A 17369-nucleotide genomic window follows, 5' to 3' on the forward strand; every position below is an offset into this window, starting at 1 on the left:
TTATTCGGCGAACGGCTCGCCGGCACACGGCAGTGGGGCAAAAAACAGGCAAAGGCTGCCCGTGGCCGTCAAACGCGACGGCGCAAGTCAGTGCGGATCAGCGGTCTGGATCAGTCGGGCGGGGCGTGGAGCAACTGGGCGATGCGCGCCTTGTCCTTGACGCCGAGCTTGCTGTAGATGGCGCGGATGTGATGGCGCACGGTGTTGGGCGATATGCCCAGGTCCCGGGCCACTTCCTTGTAGGTCTTGCCGTCGCCGAAGCACTGGGCGACGGCGTTTTCCCGGGGGCTGAGCTTGGGTAGCAGGGCGCGGCTGCGGGCCGCCAGCAGGTACAGGTCGCCCACGGCGGAGCAGTCGATCTGCAGGCGCTTGCCCTCGAAGCCGTTGCTGTCCAACGCCATGGGCAATTGCGGACCGTTCCAGCGCGGCCATTCATTGAGTAGCAGGTCGACAAACCCCCGTTCGGCGCACTGCAGTACCCCGCGCTGGTCGCACACCGCCAGGGCCAGGTTGCGCGGGCGACTGAGCCGTTCGCGCATCGCCACCAGGGTGCGGATCTGATTGGCCGACACCGCCGCCACCAGGTGCAGCATCAGGTTGTTCAGCAACTGGCAGTCGTCCTGGTTGAAGCGCGGGGCCCCCGGGGCGCGGTACAGGGCCAGGTGGTTGTTCAGCTGGGTGTGGGGGTCGATGTGCACCACGCACAGCAGTTCGCCGATGTGGTATTGGCGGCCCAGCCAGTTGAGGCCGGCGCCGTTGTCCGGGTCGGCCATGTCGACGATCACCGCCCGGCCCGGCACCTCGTGCACCCGGTGCACGGTGACATCGGTGTGGCGGATCGATTGCCAGTCCGGCAGGTAGCTCGGCGGCAGGCGGTACAGGTAGCAGCTGTGCTCATCCGGCAGGCCATCCACCAGGGCGGCGCGACCCCACCAGGCGCTGTCGAAGGGCAAGAGTTTGCCGATGCGCGCCAGGGCATGGGGGGGAAGGCTTTCGATGTCCTTGTGCTGCGCCAGTTGCTGCAAGTCCAGGGTCAGCTCGCTGAAGGCCTGCAACAGGCTGGCCGGAGCGTGATCGGGTCGGTTCATGGGGCTGTACCTCTGTGCGACGTTGTTATTGTTTTCGTCACGGAAGTGGTTGAGGACCGTACGCCTGGGGGACGTGGGCAGGGCCTGGGACGAGTATCGATGGCTGGGGCGGTGGCCGCCATCCTACAGATGCAGGAGGTGGCCCATGGCCCAGCGGCGCGGGTCGCTATGCTTGAGCGGGTGAATCCGGGATTCCCATTGGGAGTGAGTTCGATGCCGAGGCTGCCTTTTTCCGTTTCGCACTGCGTCAGCGGGTTTGATGCGGTCAGGCTGCGGCCCTGGGGGGCGCGCTTGTGCGGCTTCAGCGAAACGCTGCCGGGCAGCGTGCAACGGCTTGAGGTCGCACAGCCACAGGTCAAGCTGGTGATCGGCCTGGCGTCCCCCTACGGGCTCGCCGCCAATGGGCGCGAGCAGCGCTGCCAGGCGTTCGTGGTGAGCCGCCCGGCCGCTCCGGTGATCGTCGAGCAGAGCGGTGTGCATTCATGCATCGAGGTGGAGCTGCCGCCCTGGGCCGCGTACCGCCTGTTTCAGGGCGATAGCCAAGTGCTTGCCAGCCCTTGGCTGGATTTGCCGGAACTGTGGGGCGCGGCGGTTGGCTTGTTGGTCGAGGCGCTGGAAGAAAACCCTTGCTGGACCAGTCGATTGCTGCGGGTCGAAAGCTTTCTTGTCGAGCGTCTGCAGAACTCGCGCCGTGACGTGCCGCCGATGGTGCGCCTGGCCTGGGAGGAACTGCAGCGTAGTGGTGGCTGTATCCCGATCCACCATCTGAGCGAGCGGGCCGGCTGCAGCGGGCGGCATTTCGCCAGTCGTTTCAAGGCCCATCTGGGGCAAGGACCGAAGGCCTGCGCCCGGCACCTGCGCTTTGCCCGCGCCCAGCAGTTGCTGGAATCGCGACCGGCGCTGGAGCTGGTGCACGTGGCGATGCTGTGCGGCTACAGCGACCAGAGCCACTTCAGCCGCGAGTTCCAGGCATTCGCCGGCTGTTCCCCGGGCGCCTATGCCCGGGGCGGCTGGGCGACGATCCCGGGCAAGCCGGCGTCGTTGCTGGAGGGCTAGAGCCCATCGCGTCCCAGGTCAGTTTTGTTCAAGACCCTGCCCCGACCCTAGGCGGACACTGGCGACTCTGTCTCGGTGAATGTGGAGGATGTATGTCAGGTCGACTGTCTCATGTGGAAATTGGCGTGTTCGATGGTGATCGGGCGCTGGTGTTCTTTCAGCAGCTGTTCGGCTGGTCGCCGCAGCCGCTGGGGGCGGAGCACAACGCTTGGTTGCAGGCGCCGTCGTTCAGCGTCGGGGTACACGGCGACGACCCCGCGGCGCGCATGGTCCTGTACTTCCAGGTCGAGGATCTGGCCGGCAGTGTCTTGCAGGTCCGGGCCCTGGGTGGCCAGGCGGGCGCGCTCAGCGAGCACGAGCCCGGCTTCGGCCGGTTCTGCCTGTGCCACGATCCCCAGGGGGTGTGTTTCGGACTACAGCAGCCGGACCCTTCGTGAAGCGCCGTGGCCACTTCGGTAGCGGCCAGGCGCAGTGACGTCAGGCCAGCACCAGGTCTTGCCCACGGCCGGCAAGCCAGATCAGTCAGGCGGCCGGGCGGGGGTGCTGCAGGCGGTGGAAACAGCGGCTGAAATACACCAGCGAGTCGCCTTGCTCGCGCACGCTGATTTCATCCAGCTCCACCAGCATCACCGAATGGGTGCCGATTTCCTGGACCTCGGTGATGCGCCCCTGGAGGCTGGCCAGGGCCCCCTCCAGCACCGGCAGGGCCTGCCGGCCGTCGCGCCAGGGATGCAGGCCAAAGCGCTGGTCCATGGCCACCCCGGTCATGCCGGCAAAATGCCGGGCGACCTCTTCGTGTTCGCCGCCCAGGACGTTGACGCACAGCTGGCCGTTGCCCTTGAACACCGGGTTCAGGGCACTGCTGCGGTTGACGCAGACCATCAGGGTCGGCGGGCTGTCGGTGACCGAGCAGACCGCGGTGGCGGTGATGCCGCAGCGGCCGGCGGGGCCGTTGCTGGTAATGACGTTGACCGCAGCGGTCATGTGGGCCATGGCGTTGCGAAAGGCCAGTTGCTTGGGATCGAGTACAGGCATGACGAATTCCTCGTGGGCGCAGGGCAGCCGGGTGTCTGGCTGCCAACGCGGGGCTGACGGCGAGCTTGACCTGTAGGAGCCGGCTTGCCGGCGAAGCGGGCCTGGGGGGGTGTGGTGCTTTGGCGGGCGTCTTCGCTGGCAAGCCAGCTCCTACACAAGCCCGCTCCTACATGAGCTAGTTCCTACACACGCCGGCTGCGTGGCTATTGGCGGATGCGGTCGAGCATGTTGATGTCGTCGGGGTTGCTCAGGTGCGGCACGGTCCAGCCGTCGAGGTCGTAGTCCCCCAGGCACTTGTCCACCAGGTCGGTCATGGCCTTCATCGAGCCGCTGGCCTGGGCGTGACGCAGGCACTGCATGCGGATCTCGTCCTGGCTGCCGGCGTAGTTGATCTCGTACAGCTCGTGGCGGCCGCCGAACTCGGTGCCGATGGCGTCCCAGAGCAATTTGAGGATCTTGATCCGCTCTTCGTGGCCCATGCCGCCGGAACCCCGGCAGTAGGTGCTCAGGTATTGGTTGAGCAGCGGGTCCTTGAGGTCGCGGGAGCCGGAGGGCAGGTAGATCAGGCCGCTGGCCACCACTTGCTCGATGATCTTCTTGATGTCGGTGTAGGCCTGGGGCGCCAGGACTCGGTACGCCTGCAGCGCCTGGGCACTGGGCAGGTAGGCGCCGTTCAGCCATTCGCTGGCGTTGCCGTGCATGGCGTCGGTCAGCGACCAGAACAGGTTGCGCCAGGCCAGCACTTCGCCCACTTGCGCCTGGACCCCGCGAAACTCCAGGGAGCCGGTGCATTGCAGGGCCTTGACCAGCAGCCCGCTGATGAAGTCCAGCTTGACCGCCAGCCGGGTGCAGCCCTGCATCGGGAACAGCCGGCCGAAACCGCCCTGGGGGAACCACTGGCGGCAGCGCTCGAAATCGCGGTAGATCAGCACGTTTTCCCAGGGGATGAACACCTTGTCCATGATCAGGATCGCGTCGTTCTCATCGAAGCGGCTGGACAGCGGGTAGTCGAAGGGCGATCCGGTCATGCCCGCCTGCAGCTCGTAGGACGGGCGGCAGATCAGCTTCATGCCGCGGGTATTCATCGGCGCGATGAACATCAGGGCGAAGTCGGTGTTGTCCCCGAGCAACTGGGCCGAGCCCTGGCCGACGAAGTTGTAGTGGGTCAGGGCCGAGTTGGTGGCCACCACCTTGGCGCCGCTGACGATGATTCCGCCGTCGACTTCCTCATCCACCGAGATGAACACGTCCTTGACCTGATCCACCGGTTTGTCGCGGTCGATGGGCGGGTTGACGATGGCGTGGTTGAGGTACAGGCAGGCTTCCTGGATGCGCTTGTACCAGGTGCGGGCGTTGTCTGCGAAGCGCCCGTAGAACTCCGGGTTGGCCCCCAGGGCGCTGCCGAAGGCGGCCTTGTAGTCGGGGCTGCGGCCCATCCAGCCGTAGGTCAGGCGCGACCACTCGGCGATGGCGTCGCGTTGCTGGCGCAGTTCGTCGGGGCTTTTCGCCGAGCGGAAGAACTTGTGGGTGTAGCCGCCATTGCCGGTGTCGGTGTCCCAGCACAGTTGCTCGTGGGTGGCGGGGTCGTGCAGGGCGTCATACAGGCGCGCCATGGAGGCCGCCGAGTTGCGGAAGGCCGGGTGGGTGGTGACGTCCTTGACCCGGTCGCCATAGATGTAGATTTCACGGTCGTCGCGCAGGCTGGCCAGGTATTCGGCACCGGTCAGCGGGCGGTCGGTTGCGGCACGAAAGTCTTCAGGTTTCATATCCAGTCTCGGCATTGTTTTTATGGACTGGGCCCATGATGGGCAGGCGCCGGCGCTGAAAAAATGGCTTTTCCGGCGAATGAGTTGCACTTTCCATGGCCCCTCTGGCGACCGCTGGCAGGCGCCGAGTGATGGCACTTTGCTGCTTTATCGATTCACTTCGAGCTGCGCCGTATCAAGCCTGAAACATTTGTCATATTTGGAAATATTTTTGCGAGTCAGCCATATAAAAGCTCAAGTTCGGCCGATATCTCTTACAGGTCCACGAGCTTAGGTCCCGTGGTGTCCCTCGTCGGTGCAGCACCTGACGCGCCTGACGGTCATTGGCATGGATGCACGTCGCCCCGTTCTCCTTCGAGAGTCGCCCTATGTCCTTGCGTAACCTGAATATCGCCCCCCGTGCTTTCCTCGGTTTTGCCTTCATTGCCTTGCTGGTCGTAGTGCTGGGGGTGTTCGCCATCAATCGCATGTCGGTCATCCGTGAAGCCTCGGTCGACATGGAAAGCAACCAGCTGCCCAGCGTCGGCTTTCTCGGCAACCTCACCGAGAACGTGCTGCGCCTGCGGATTCTCTCGTTCCGGGTGCTGGTCAACCGCGACCCTGCGGGCCTGGCCGAAGCCCAGACGCGCATCGGCGCGCTGGTGGACAAGGTCCGCCAGGCCCAGTCCGGTTATGCGGCGTTGCCCATGGTTGCGGAGGAGGCGGAGCTCTACAAGGCCTTCGCCCTGACCCTGGAAAACTACCTGCAGGCGCAGAAGGAAATGCTCGAACTCTCGCGCCAGGACAAGCTGGATGAGCTGCGCAACCTGATCAACACCCGGATCAAGGACGGCACCGACCAGATGGGCGAGCAGTTGAACAAGCTCATCGCCATCAACGCCGCCGGGGCCAGGAGCGCGTCCCAGGCCGCCGGCGAGCACTACAGCGGGGCCATCACCGGGATCGTCATCGTCGCGGTGATCGCCGCCTTGCTGACCATCGTCCTGGCGCTGTTGCTGACCCGCAGCATCGTCACCCCGCTGAACAAGGCGCTGAACGCCGCCGAGGTCATTGCCGGTGGCAACCTGCGGCAGGTCATCGAGGTCGACGGCAAGGACGAACCGGCGCGGCTGCTGCGTGCCTTGTCCGAGATGCAGGCCAGCCTGCGCCGGACCATCGAACAGATCGCCGGCTCGGCGACCCAGCTGGCCTCGGCCTCGGAGGAACTCAGCGCGGTCACCGAAGAAGCTTCCCGTGGGGTGCAGCAGCAGAACACCGAGATCGAGCAAGCGGCCACCGCGGTCAATGAAATGACTGCGGCGGTGGAGGAGGTGGCGCGCAACGCAGTGTCCACTTCCGAGGCTTCCCAGCATTCGACCCAGGCTGCCCGCGAAGGTCGGGATCGGGTGGTGCAGACCGTCGAGGCGATCCAGACCATGGCCCAGGACGTGCAGGGCACTGCGCTGATGATCGAAGGGCTGGCGGCCCAGGGTCGGGACATCGGCAAGGTGCTGGACGTGATCCGCGCCATCGCCGAGCAGACCAACCTGCTGGCCCTCAACGCTGCCATCGAGGCGGCCCGGGCCGGCGAGGCCGGGCGCGGCTTCGCGGTGGTGGCCGACGAGGTGCGGGCCCTGGCCCATCGCACCGCCCAGTCGACCCAGGAAATCGAGAAGATGGTGGCCGGCATCCAGAACGGCACCGGCGAGGCCGTGGAGTCCATGCAGCAGAGCAACCAGCGCACCCAGAGCACCCTGCAACTGGCCCGCGCCGCCGGCGAGTCCCTGGAGCAGATCGCCGAATCGATCAACCAGATCAATGAGCGCAACCTGGTGATCGCCAGCGCTTCGGAAGAGCAGGCCCAGGTGTCCCGTGAGGTGGACCGCAATCTGGTGAACATCCGTGACCTGGCCACCCAGTCGGCGGCCGGCGCCGACCAGACCAGCGCCGCCAGCCATGAACTGTCGCGCCTGGCGGTGGATCTCAACACCATGGTCGGGCGTTTCGTGATCTAGGGGCACGAACGGTGGGTCCGGGCACTCGACGAGCGGCCCGGCAGCACCTAGGGTTTTGCCTGAGGCATCTTTCATGGAGAAAGCGATGCGCTACTCAGCCCTGACCCAACGGATTGCCGGTGAAGGTTCCGCGGCCTGGAACATCCATTACCGGGCCCTGGCCCTGCGCGAGCAGGGCAGGGACGTGTTGCTGCTGACCATCGGCGACCCGGACTTCGACACCCCCAGGCCGGTGGTCCAGGCGGCGATCGACAGCCTGCTGGCCGGGGACACCCATTATTCGGACGTGCGCGGCAATCTGGCGCTGCGCAGCTGCATTGCCCGGCACCATCATCAGCGCAGCGGGCAGATCGTCGACGCCGAACACGTGGTGGTACTGCCCGGGGCGCAATGCGCGGTGTTCTCCGTGGCCCAGTGCCTGCTCAATCCCGGGGATGAGGTGCTGGTAGCCGAGCCCATGTACGTCACCTACCAGGGCGTGTTCGGTGCCTGCGCGGCGCGCATCGTGCCGGTGCCGGTGCGGGCCGAGCAGGGGTTTCGCGTTGATCCGCGGGAAGTGGCGGCGCGGATCACCCCGCGCACCCGGGCCATGCTGCTCAACAGCCCCAACAACCCCTCGGGCGCCAGCCTGTCCCTGGAAGACTGGCAAGCCCTGGCGCGGCTGTGCTTTGCCCACGATCTGTGGCTGATTTCCGACGAGGTCTACTGTGACCTGCTGTACGAGGGCCGGCACTTCAGCCCGGGCAGCCTGCCGCGCATGGGCGAGCGCACCGCCACCATCAACAGCCTGTCCAAGTCCCACGCCATGAGCGGTTGGCGGGTGGGCTGGGTGATTGCCCCGCCGACCCTGGCCGGGCACCTGAGCAATCTGTCCCTGTGCATGCTCTACGGCCTGCCGGATTTTGTGCAGAACGCGGCGGTGGTGGCCCTGGACCGCGACCTGCCGGAGGTGGCGCAGATGCGCGAAGAGTACCGGCGGCGCCGGGATCTGGTGTGTTCGCTGCTGAGCCAGTGCCCGGGCCTGACCCCGATCCGCCCGGATGGCGGCATGTTCGTCATGGTGGACGTGCGCAGCACCGGGCTGGACGCCCAATCCTTCGCCGACTGCCTGCTGGAGGGCCACGGTGTCTCGGTGCTGGCCGGCGAAGCCTTCGGCCCCAGTGCCGCGGGGCACATCCGCATCGGCCTGGTGCTGGACTGCGAGCGCCTGACTGAAGCCTGCCGGCGCATTGCCCTTTGCACCGGCGAACTCCTCGAACGCCGCCCCCCCAACCCGCCACCCGTACCCCGTAGCCTCTTGTAGGAGCCGGCTTGCCGGCGAAGAGGCCATCAAGTCCTGCATCGCCCTGGTGAACGCCTTCGCTGGCAAGCCAGCTTCTACGGTCGCCCTGGCACCGCACGATATTTCCGTAGGAGCCGGCTTGCCGGCGAAGCGGCCATCAGGTCTTGCATCGCCCTGGTGAACGCCTTCGCTGGCAAGCCAGCTCCTACGGTCGCCCCGGCACCGCACGATATTTCCGTAGGAGCCGGCTTGTAGTGGTCCAGTTTTTTTGGACCACTCTGTAGGAGCATTAGGCCGCCAGCCTTTCAAAAGCGGCGGGCGGCAGATCGTTCGAGGCGCTGTGGCAACGCCGATGGTTGTAATGGGCAATGAAATCCATCACATCCTTCTGCGCCTCAAAATGATTCTGGTAGCCATTTTCAGGCGACCAATCGTGTTTCAGTGTCCGGAAATAACGCTCCACCACCGCGTTGTCCCAGCAGTTTGCGCGTCGACTCATGCTCTGCACGATCTGCTTTTCAGCCAGGTATTCGACAAAGCGATCCGCGGTGTATTGGCAGCCCTGGTCCGAGTGGAATACCAGCGCTGAACCAGGCCGACGTATGCCAACAGCCAGCCGCAACGCCTTGAGCGACAGCTCGGCATCGGCGGTCCTGGAAAAGGCCCAGCCGACGATCCGACGTGAAAACAAATCCATCACGATTGCCAGGTACAGCCAGCTTCCACCGACGCGAATGTAAGTGATGTCTCCGGCCCAAAACGTATTGGGTGATGCAGGATTAAAGCGACGATCGAGGACATTGGCTGCGGTATTGCTGGGCTTTCCGGTCCGACGATAGTGAGCGTAACGGGCTCGTCGCCTGACCAGTCCAAGGTTTTTCATCAGACGGCCCATACGATGGCGCCCAACCGCTACGCCCTGTTTTTGAGCTCTCTGGCAAATCCCCGGGCGCCCAGGGCACCTCGATGCTCCCGGTGCAGTTGCCGAATGGTCTTTTCCAGTCGCCGCTCGACCCCAGGTTCAGACCGAGCCACGGGCTTGGCGTAATAGCTGCTGCGAGGCACGCCCAGAAGTCGGCAGCAGTGCCGAATGGAGAGCTGTCCTTTCAAACCCTCGATCATTTGATTCGGCTGAACAGCACCTTCAGATGAGAGGGCAATTGCTTTTTTAGGACGCTATTCTCGGCTTCCAGCAAGGCGAGCCTGGCCTGCAGTGAATCAATCAGTTCCTGGTCCTGAGGGCGTGTGGGCAGCAAGGCTCCTTCATGCTCCTTGCGCCATCTGGCGACCCAGCGTCGCAGGGCTGTAGGTCCAACCCCGGTTTGCTCACATGCCTTAGGCACCGAGTAATTCATTTCCACGACCAAGCGAATGGCTTCAGCCTTTTCTTCAGCGCTAACAACCCGAAATCCCATGATGCTTCCTTAGGTTGAAACTCCTACAGAGTGGTCCAGGAATATTGAGCCACAACAAGCCAGCTCCTACGGTCGCCCTGGCACCGCACGATATTTCCGTAGGAGCCGGCTTGCCGGCGAAGAGGCCATCAAGTCTTGCATCGCCCAGGTGAACGCCTTCGCTGGCAAGCCAGCTCCTACGGTCGTCAGGGGCGCTGTGGTGGTGGCGATTCGTTAACCGGCCTGTCGTGTCCTGAGGTCCCAGGCGGCGCTGTTGACCAGGTTGGGCGGGCGCTGCCCGGACAGGGCCGCCAGCAGGTTGTCCACCGCGCAGCGGGCCATGGCTTCACGGGTTTCGTGGGTGGCCGAGCCCATGTGCGGAGTGGCCACCACGTTGGGCAGTTGCAGCAGCGCTGAGTCCGGAGCCAGCGGTTCGCGCTCGAACACGTCCAGCCCGGCGCCGCGGATCCGTCGGGCCTGCAAGGCTTCGATCAGCGCCGCTTCGTCCACCACCTTGCCCCGGGAAATATTGATGAAGATGCTCTCCGGGCGCATCAGAGCCAGTTCGCGGCGGCCGATCAGCCCCTGGGTCTTCTCGGTCAAGGGCAGGGTCAGGCAGATGAAGTCGGCCTCTTGCAGCAGTTGCTCCAGGCTCCGGTAGCGGGCGTTGAAGCGTTGCTCCACCGCCGGCTTGGGGCTGTTGCTGTGGTAGATCACCGGCATGCCGAAGCCGAAATGCCCGCGCTGGGCCAACGCCTCGCCAATCCGGCCCATGCCGATGATGCCCAGGGTCTTGCCGTGCACGTCGCTGCCGAAATGCAGCGGACCGATGTTGCGCTGCCATTGCCCGGCGCGCACCAGGTTGGCCAGTTCCACCACCCGCCGGGCGGTCGCCAGGATCAGCGCGAAGCCGGTGTCGGCGGTGGTTTCGGTGAGCACGTCGGGGGTGTTGCTGAGCAGGATGCCGCGCCGGGTCAGGTAGTCGATGTCGTAGTTGTCGACCCCCACCGAGACACTGGCCACCGCCTGCAGGCGCGGTGCCAGGTCCAGCAGTTCGGCGTCCAGGCGCAGGCTCGCGCCCAGCAGCCCGTCGGCGCTGGGCAGGGCCTGGCGCAGGGCCTTGAGGCCGGCGGGGCCCAGGTCTTCGATCAAGGTGACCACGGTCTGTTCCTGCAGGCGCGCCATCAGCGACGGCGAGAGTTTCTTGTACAGCACCAGGTGTTTTTTCATGTCGGTTCTCTGTGGCGATTCAGGAATGGGCCAGGCGGCGCGGCAGGGGCAGGCCCTTGGCCCGGGGCGCGCCGGCGCCGGGTGCCAGCAGCAGGGTCAGCAGCACCGAGAGCAGCAGCGCGCCGCTCATCAGCAGGTAGGAGGCCCCGGGGGAGCCGGTGGCGCTGTTCAGGTAGCCCACCAGGTAGGAGCCGCCGAAGGAGCCCAGGGCGCCCATGCTGTTGATCAGGGCCATGGCGCCACCGGCCACGTTGGCCGGGAGAATCTCCGGAACGATGGCGAAGAACGGCCCATAGGGCGCGTACATGCAGGCCCCGGCGATCACCAGCAGGCCGTAGGACCACCAGAAGTGCTCGGCGCCCAGCAGGTAGGAGGCGTAGAAGGCGAGGGCGGCCACCAGCAGCGGCGGCCAGACGAAGCGCTTGCGCTTCTGGGTCCGGTCCGAACCCCAGGACACCGCGAGCATGGCGATCACCGCCGCCAGGTAGGGCAGGGCCGAGAGCCAGCCGGCTTCGACCATGTCCATCTGCGCGCCGTGCTTGAGGATCGACGGCAGCCACAGGACAAAACCGTAGACCCCGATGCTCCAGCAGAAGAACTGCAGGGCAAGGATGATCACCTTGGGCGAGCGGAACGCCTCGGCGTAGTTCTTCACTGCCTTGATGCCTTGCTGTTCGGCGGTCAGGGCGCTTTCCAGGTCCTGTTTCTCCTGGGCGCCGAGCCACTGGGCCTGGCTGGGCCGGTCATCGGCCAGGCGCCACCAGATAAAGGCCCAGAGCACGGCCGGCAAGCCTTCGACGATGAACATCCAGCGCCAGCTGAAGTGTTGCACCAGGTAGCCCGAAACCACCGACATCCAGAGCATGGTCACCGGGTTGCCGAGGATCAGGAAGGTATTGGCCCGGGAGCGTTCGGCCCGGGTGAACCAGTGGCACAGGTACACCAGCATCGCCGGCATCACCGCCGCTTCCACCACCCCGAGCAGAAAGCGGATGGCGATCAGCGTGTAGGCGTTGGACACGATCCCGGTGAGGGTGGCCAGGCCGCCCCAGAGGATCAGGCTGACGAAGATCAGCTTCTTCACGCTGCGTTTTTGCGCGTAGATCGCCCCCGGCACCTGGAAGAAGAAATAGCCGAGGAAGAACAGCGCCCCCAAAAGCGATGACAGCCCGGGGGTGATCTGCAAGTCCTCGGCCATCCCGGAGGCGGCGGCGAAGCCATAGTTGGCGCGGTCCAGGTAGGCCAGGCTGTAGGTGATGAAGACCATCGGCATGATGTACCACCAGCGGCGGGCGGCGAGTTTGAGGTTGTCCATGAAAGTTCTCCTGAGCTTGTTGTTTTTGTCGCAACAGGTGGTTCTGGGTTTTCGTTCGGATGCGCAATGCCGGTGTGTAGGAGCCGGCTTGCCGGCGAAGAGGCCCTCGAGCCTTGCATCGCCCTGGTGGGCCCCTTCGCTGGCAAGCCAGCTCCTACAGGGCGCAGGCGGTTTTAAGGGGCGGTGCCTGGTCCGGCAGTTCGTGGCGTCGGGGCAGGCCTTCCATGTCGCCACGGCTCTGTATCGCGCGGCTGCCGACCCAGTTGGCGCGCTGCACCGCTTCGATCACGCTGCGGCTTTCCAGCAGGGCGCTGATCAGGCCCACGGCGAAGGCATCGCCGGCACCGACGGTGTCCACCACCTGGGACACCGGCACGCCGTCGACGAAGCCGGCGTCCAGGTGGGTGCGGTAGTAGGCGCCATGGGCGCCGAGCTTGATCACCACGGCTTCGGCGCCCTGGTCCAGGTAGAACGCGGCAATGTCCGCCGGGTCGTCACGGCCGGTGAGCAGGCGGCCCTCGCCGAGGCCCGGCAGCACCCAGTGGGCCAGGGCCGCGAGGCGGTTGATCTCGCGGATCATCAGCGCTTCGCTGGCCCACAGGCCGGGACGCAGGTTGGGATCGAACGACACGCTGCGGCCGCTGGCGCGCAGGGTCTGCATCAGGTGGCCCGACAGCTCCCGGGCCGAGTCCGAGAGGGCCGGGGGAATGCCGGTGGCGTGCAGGTGACGGGCCTGGAGCAGGGCCGGGGCCAGGTCGTCGAGACTCAGGTGGCTGGCCGCCGAGCCGCGGCGGAAGTACTCGACTCGCGGGTCGTCGCCGGTTTCTTCCCGGGACTTGAGCTGAAAGCCGGTAGGGTGCAGCGGGTCGCGGCGCACGAAGCGGCAGTCCAGGCCCTCGGCTTCGAGGGTGTCGAGCACGAAGCGCCCCAGTGAATCGTTGCCGACCCGGCTCAGCCACGCCACCTTGAAGCCCAGGCGCGACAGGCCGATGGCGACATTGCTGTCGGCCCCGGCGATGCGCTTGTGAAAGTGCTCGACCTGGGCCAGATCGCCGCTGTGTTCGGCGACGAACATCGCCATGGTTTCACCGAAGGACAGGATATCGATCTCAGACATGGGCAGGCTCCAGTCGCGATTGGCCAAGGTGCGCCAGCAGCTTGACCTGTTCGCTGGTGAGCGCCAGCAGGTCGGCGCCTTGCAGCGGGTATTCCACGGCCCGGGTAATGCCTTGAGTCATGTGCCGCAGCAGGTGTTCCCATTGCCGCAGTTCCGGGGCGTCCGGCGCTATGGCCACCCGCTTGCCGTCGGTGCGCAGGCGCACGGCCTTGCAATGCACGTAGGCCACATGCCGGCCCAGCAGGCGCGCGGCATCGAGGGCCGATTGCGCCTGCCATTGCCAGTTGCCGATATCGAAGGTCATGCGCAGCGGCAGGTCCAGCCCTTGCACGGCGCTGAAAAAGCGCTGGAAGGGTTCGATGCGCCCCCCGTGATCGGTCTGGTCGTTCTCCACCAGCAGCCGCACCGGCTGCGCCGCCAGCAGGCGGCCGAGGCTGTGCAGGTCGTGATGCGCGTTGAAGTGGCCGAGGGACACCTTGAGGTCGCGGGCGCCGAACGCCCGGGCCCGTTGCAAGGTGGCGGCGAGTTCCAGATTGGGTTCGCGGCGTTCGGCCTGCCACAGCTCCAGGGGCGAGGAAAATACGCTTTCCAGGCCATGTTGCTCGGCGCTTTGCGCCAGCTGCGCGGGGTTTTCGTCGCTCAGCAGCTCTTCGCGCCATTCAATCCAGGACGCGCCGGCGGCGGCCACCAAGGGGATGAAATGCGCCTGACCGTGCTCACGCACAAGGTCCGCGCCGTAGCTGGACAGACTGATGGAAACGGGTGATCGCTGCATGTTTCTGACCTCTGAAACCGGTTTCATTTTTGTTCGTTAAAAAACTCGTGGCGCCTGCGCCGCCGTTACAACACGGTGGAGCCGCGGACGATCAACTGCGCCGGGAAATCCATCACCCGCGGCGCTGCGGCGTCGCCCTGCAGGCGCTTGAGCAGACAGTCGAAGGCGCTGGCGCCGATGGCGGCGGTAGGCTGGGCCAGGGCCGTGATGCCGCTGCCCACCAGGGGGTACCAGTCCAGGTCGTCGAGACCGATCAGGCCGATGTCCTCGAACAGCGGGCACTGCAGTTCGCGCAGGGCGCGGGTCGCCGCCAGGGTCGCCACGCCGTTGGCGCAGAACAGCGCCTTGGGCCCGGGACCGGGGGTGTCGAGAAAGTTCTTCAGGTGGTGGGCCAGGGCCTCGCCGGTTTCCAGTGACTGGCCGCGCAAGGCCGGGCGCCGGGTAATCTCGGCCTGGAACGCGGCGCTGCGTTCGAGCCGCGAGCTGGTGCCGTCATGGGGTTCGCTGACCAGCAGCAGGTCGCGGTAGCCCTGGTGGTCCAGGTGCTCGATGGCAGTGTGTACCGCCGCCGGGTTGTCCAGGCCCACCAGATCGGCGTGCAGGGAGGCAAGCTTGCGGTCCACCAGCACCAGGGGCAGTTCCTGCTGCAATTGCTGCAGTTGCTCCAGGTGGTGGCCCAGGGTATTCACGATCAGGCCTTCGATGTTGTAGGCCCGCAGGTTGGCCAGGTGTCGGGCTTCCTGTGCATCGTCGCGGTCGGTGTTGCACACCACCAGGCTGTAGCCGTGCTGGCGGCAGGCGGTTTCCACGCCGTGCATCACGGCAATCGAATAGGGGTTGCGGATATCCGCCACCAGCATGCCGATCAGGCGGGTGCGCCCGCGCTTGAGGCCGCGGGCCATCTGGTTCGGGCGGTAGCCCAGGTCGTTGATGGCTTGCTCGATGCGCAGGGCGGTGGCATCGGAGAGCAGGGCGCGGTCGTCGCCGATGAAGCGCGACACACTGGCCTTGGAGACCCCGGCATGACGGGCGACATCGAGCATGGTGACGCGATTGCGCTGGGCGGCGGAAAACGGATTCAAGGGTGCGGACCTTATTCTTGGAATTATCGGTTTGCAGTCGTTCCGGAGATGGAGCTGAAACCGGTTTCAGGAAACCGCAAAAAGCCGTTCGCCGTCAAGGGTGCCGAAGCAGGAAATATCCCGCGCGGCGCTGGATGGCTGACCAACGGTCGCCCTCAGGGGCGCGTCAGGTGCTGCTGCAGGTAACGCAACAGGGCGCTGTAGAGCGCGTCGACTTCGGCGGCCAGGCCCCTGGCGCGCAGGCAACCGTGCACCAGCCCCAGGCCCGGGTACAGCTGGCTGGCGACCCCGGCCGCGAGCAAGTGCCGGTGATAGCACTCGCCGTCGTCGCGTAGCGGGTCGAACTGCGCCAGGGCGATGAAGGCCGGTGGCAGACCGTCGAACTGCTGCGCCAGCAGCGGCCGGGCATAGGCCGAGCGCTGTGGCCGGCCAGGCAGGTACAGGGCCTGGAAACAGTCCAGGTCGCTGCTGCTGAGCAGCGGCGCATCGGCGTACCGGCTGCGCGAGGGCAGGTCGGCCGCGCCACCCAATCCTGGGTAGACCAGCACCTGGGCGGCGGGCAAGGGTTCGGCGGCATCGCGCAGGGCCAGGCACAGGGCCGCGGCCAGGTTGCCACCGGCGCTGTCACCCATCACCAGCCGTCGCCGGCGGTCCAGGGGCAGCGGGCTCAGGCCCTGCTCCAGGGCGCGCCAGACCCCCAGGCAATCGTCGAAGGCCGCCGGGAACGGGTGTTCCGGAGCCCGGCGGTAATCCACGGCGATCACCAGGATCTCCAGTTCGTCGGCCAGCGCGGCGCAGATGAAATCGTGGGAATCCAGGCTGCCCAACACCCAGCCGCCGCCGTGCAGGTACAGCAGCCAGGGCCAGCCCGACGCCGGGGGCGGACGATCCGGGTGATAGGCCCGCAGCGGCACTGTTGCCAGTTGCAGGTCATGCACGGCCAGCCCGGGCGGACGGGGCGGGGTGAAGTCCCGGCACATGCGCTCATAGCTGTCGCGCAGGCCCTGGAGGCTGCTGTCGGTGCTGGTGTAGCTCAGGGTGCGCCGGACGAAGGCCGCCAGCTCGGCAGAAAGCGGGTAACGGCTCATGGATAGCCTCACAGGGGTAGGAGCTGGCTTGCCAGCGAAGGTCCGTGAGACCGCCTTCGCCGGCAAGCCGGCTCCTACGGAGGGCGGTTACAGGTTGGCTTTGACCGCGGCCACGCTATCGCCGCCGTCGAAGGTGGTGACCCCCGTCAGCCAGCGCTGCAGGTCCTCGGGATGCTCGCGCAGCCATTGCCGGGCCACGTCCTGGGGCGTCTTGCGCTGCATGATCGGCACCATCAGCTGGCTTTCCTGGGCCGCGCTGAAGCTCAGGTTCTGCAGCAGTCGATACACATTGGGGCAGCGCTCGGCGTAGTCCGGCACGGTGACCGTGGACACCGTGGCCGCCCCCTCGTTGGGGCCGTACACGTCTTCGCTGCCGCTGAGGTAGGTGATGGCCATGTTGATGTTCATCGGGTGCGGGGTCCAGCCGACGAACACCACGAATTCCTTGCGATTGATCGCCCGCTGCACCGCCGCCAGCATCCCGGCCTCGCCGGACTCGATCAGCTTGAAGCCCTTGAGGCCGAAATGGTCGGTGTCGATCATGGTCTTGATCGTGGTGTTGGCGCCGCTGCCGGGCTCGATGCCGTAGATCCTGCCCCCCAGCTGGTCCTTGAATCGGGCGATGTCGGCGAAGGTTTTCAGGCCCGCCTGGGCCACGTAGTCCGGCACCGCCAAGGTCGCCTGGGCGTCCGTGAGGCTGGGCCGGTCCATGACCTTGACCTGCCCGGCCTCCAGGAAGGGCGCGATGTTCTGGTCCATGGCCGGCTTCCAGTAGCCGAGGAAGATGTCCAGGCGCCGGTCGCGGATGCCGGCGAAGATGATTTGCTGCACCGCGCTGGTCTGCTTGCTGTCATAGCCCAGACCACCCAGCAGCACATCGGCCATGGCACTGGTGGCGATCACATCGGTCCAGTTGACCACCCCCATGCGCACGGCCTTGCAGGACGGGGGCTCGGCGGCCCAGGTGGGGGCACTGAGCAGTGCAGTGGCGCACAGGAGCAGGAAACAACGCTTGAACGGTGTTTTCATCAGAGGATCTCTTGCGGCAGGTGGCTTGTTGTTCAGAGCGGCGTCTTGTTGCGCCGTGCTGGCCACCTTACGTGGCCCTGATGGTCCGGGAAACGCTCTGCAGCGACCGGCTTTTGCC

General features: G+C 66.0%; 14 protein-coding genes and 3 pseudogenes. 5 read left to right on the top strand and 12 right to left on the bottom strand.

Features of this window, described 5'->3' with window-relative positions; translation table 11 throughout:
- Window positions 1–110: 110 nt before the first annotated feature.
- Window positions 111–1088, bottom strand: a complete 978-nt coding sequence (locus BLV47_RS13495; RefSeq protein WP_092314288.1) for a helix-turn-helix transcriptional regulator — start codon at window positions 1086–1088, stop codon at window positions 111–113.
- Between the two features lie 213 nt (window positions 1089–1301).
- Between BLV47_RS13495 and BLV47_RS13500 the strand changes: the two genes are divergently transcribed.
- Window positions 1302–2144: an AraC family transcriptional regulator gene (locus BLV47_RS13500; RefSeq protein WP_167365660.1), complete on the top strand. Its 843-nt coding sequence runs from the start codon at window positions 1302–1304 to the stop codon at window positions 2142–2144.
- A gap of 92 nt (window positions 2145–2236) precedes the next feature.
- The gene (locus BLV47_RS13505; protein WP_092314290.1) at window positions 2237–2581 is read left to right on the top strand and encodes a VOC family protein; all 345 of its coding nucleotides are present in this window, start codon (window positions 2237–2239) and stop codon (window positions 2579–2581) included.
- A gap of 85 nt (window positions 2582–2666) precedes the next feature.
- Here the strand turns inward: BLV47_RS13505 and hpaC are convergent, their stop codons facing one another.
- Window positions 2667–3179 (bottom strand): 4-hydroxyphenylacetate 3-monooxygenase, reductase component, encoded by a 513-nt coding sequence (gene hpaC / locus BLV47_RS13510; RefSeq protein WP_092314292.1) that lies wholly within the window; start codon window positions 3177–3179, stop codon window positions 2667–2669.
- Between the two features lie 203 nt (window positions 3180–3382).
- Window positions 3383–4945, bottom strand: coding sequence for a 4-hydroxyphenylacetate 3-monooxygenase, oxygenase component (gene hpaB, locus BLV47_RS13515; protein WP_092314294.1), 1563 nt, complete (start codon window positions 4943–4945; stop codon window positions 3383–3385).
- 368 nt (window positions 4946–5313) lie between these two features.
- On the opposite strand from hpaB, the pseudogene BLV47_RS37005 reads away from it, so the two are divergent.
- The 3 genes and pseudogenes from BLV47_RS37005 to BLV47_RS13525 form a co-directional block, all read left to right on the top strand.
- Window positions 5314–6033, top strand: a pseudogene (locus BLV47_RS37005) (MCP four helix bundle domain-containing protein); the annotation flags it as partial.
- 306 nt (window positions 6034–6339) lie between these two features.
- Window positions 6340–6939: pseudogene (locus tag BLV47_RS37010) on the top strand (methyl-accepting chemotaxis protein); the annotation flags it as partial.
- Between the two features lie 85 nt (window positions 6940–7024).
- Window positions 7025–8242 (top strand): pyridoxal phosphate-dependent aminotransferase, encoded by a 1218-nt coding sequence (locus BLV47_RS13525; protein ID WP_092314298.1) that lies wholly within the window; start codon window positions 7025–7027, stop codon window positions 8240–8242.
- Between the two features lie 268 nt (window positions 8243–8510).
- On the opposite strand, the pseudogene BLV47_RS13530 reads toward BLV47_RS13525, so the two are convergent.
- From BLV47_RS13530 to BLV47_RS13570, 9 genes and pseudogenes are all read right to left on the bottom strand, one after another.
- A pseudogene (locus tag BLV47_RS13530) lies at window positions 8511–9170 on the bottom strand (IS3 family transposase); the annotation flags it as partial.
- A gap of 169 nt (window positions 9171–9339) precedes the next feature.
- Window positions 9340–9636 carry a transposase gene (locus tag BLV47_RS13535; RefSeq protein ID WP_092308884.1) on the bottom strand — a complete coding sequence of 99 codons (297 nt, stop codon included), beginning with the start codon at window positions 9634–9636 and terminating at the stop codon, window positions 9340–9342.
- Between the two features lie 213 nt (window positions 9637–9849).
- A complete protein-coding gene (locus BLV47_RS13540) occupies window positions 9850–10845 on the bottom strand; it encodes a 2-hydroxyacid dehydrogenase (RefSeq protein WP_092314302.1) in 996 nt (331 codons plus the stop codon).
- 19 nt (window positions 10846–10864) lie between these two features.
- On the bottom strand, window positions 10865–12160 hold the full coding sequence (locus tag BLV47_RS13545; protein WP_092314304.1) for an MFS transporter: 1296 nt from the start codon (window positions 12158–12160) through the stop codon (window positions 10865–10867).
- Window positions 12161–12314: 154 nt separating this feature from the next.
- Window positions 12315–13277 (bottom strand): sugar kinase, encoded by a 963-nt coding sequence (locus BLV47_RS13550; RefSeq protein ID WP_092314306.1) that lies wholly within the window; start codon window positions 13275–13277, stop codon window positions 12315–12317.
- Complete coding sequence (locus BLV47_RS13555; RefSeq protein WP_092314308.1) at window positions 13270–14052, bottom strand: sugar phosphate isomerase/epimerase family protein; 783 nt, start codon at window positions 14050–14052, stop codon at window positions 13270–13272. The genes BLV47_RS13550 and BLV47_RS13555 overlap by 8 nt, the downstream gene beginning before the upstream one ends.
- Before the next feature lie 65 nt (window positions 14053–14117).
- Window positions 14118–15134 (bottom strand): LacI family DNA-binding transcriptional regulator, encoded by a 1017-nt coding sequence (locus tag BLV47_RS13560; RefSeq protein ID WP_092314310.1) that lies wholly within the window; start codon window positions 15132–15134, stop codon window positions 14118–14120.
- 155 nt (window positions 15135–15289) lie between these two features.
- Window positions 15290–16222 carry an alpha/beta hydrolase gene (locus BLV47_RS13565; RefSeq protein WP_092314312.1) on the bottom strand — a complete coding sequence of 311 codons (933 nt, stop codon included), beginning with the start codon at window positions 16220–16222 and terminating at the stop codon, window positions 15290–15292.
- 87 nt (window positions 16223–16309) lie between these two features.
- Window positions 16310–17251 (bottom strand): choline ABC transporter substrate-binding protein, encoded by a 942-nt coding sequence (locus BLV47_RS13570; RefSeq protein ID WP_092314314.1) that lies wholly within the window; start codon window positions 17249–17251, stop codon window positions 16310–16312.
- Window positions 17252–17369: the final 118 nt, after the last annotated feature.

The sequence above is a fragment of the Pseudomonas saponiphila genome (genome assembly GCF_900105185.1).
In the GTDB taxonomy this organism is placed as follows: Bacteria; Pseudomonadota; Gammaproteobacteria; order Pseudomonadales; family Pseudomonadaceae; genus Aquipseudomonas; species Aquipseudomonas saponiphila.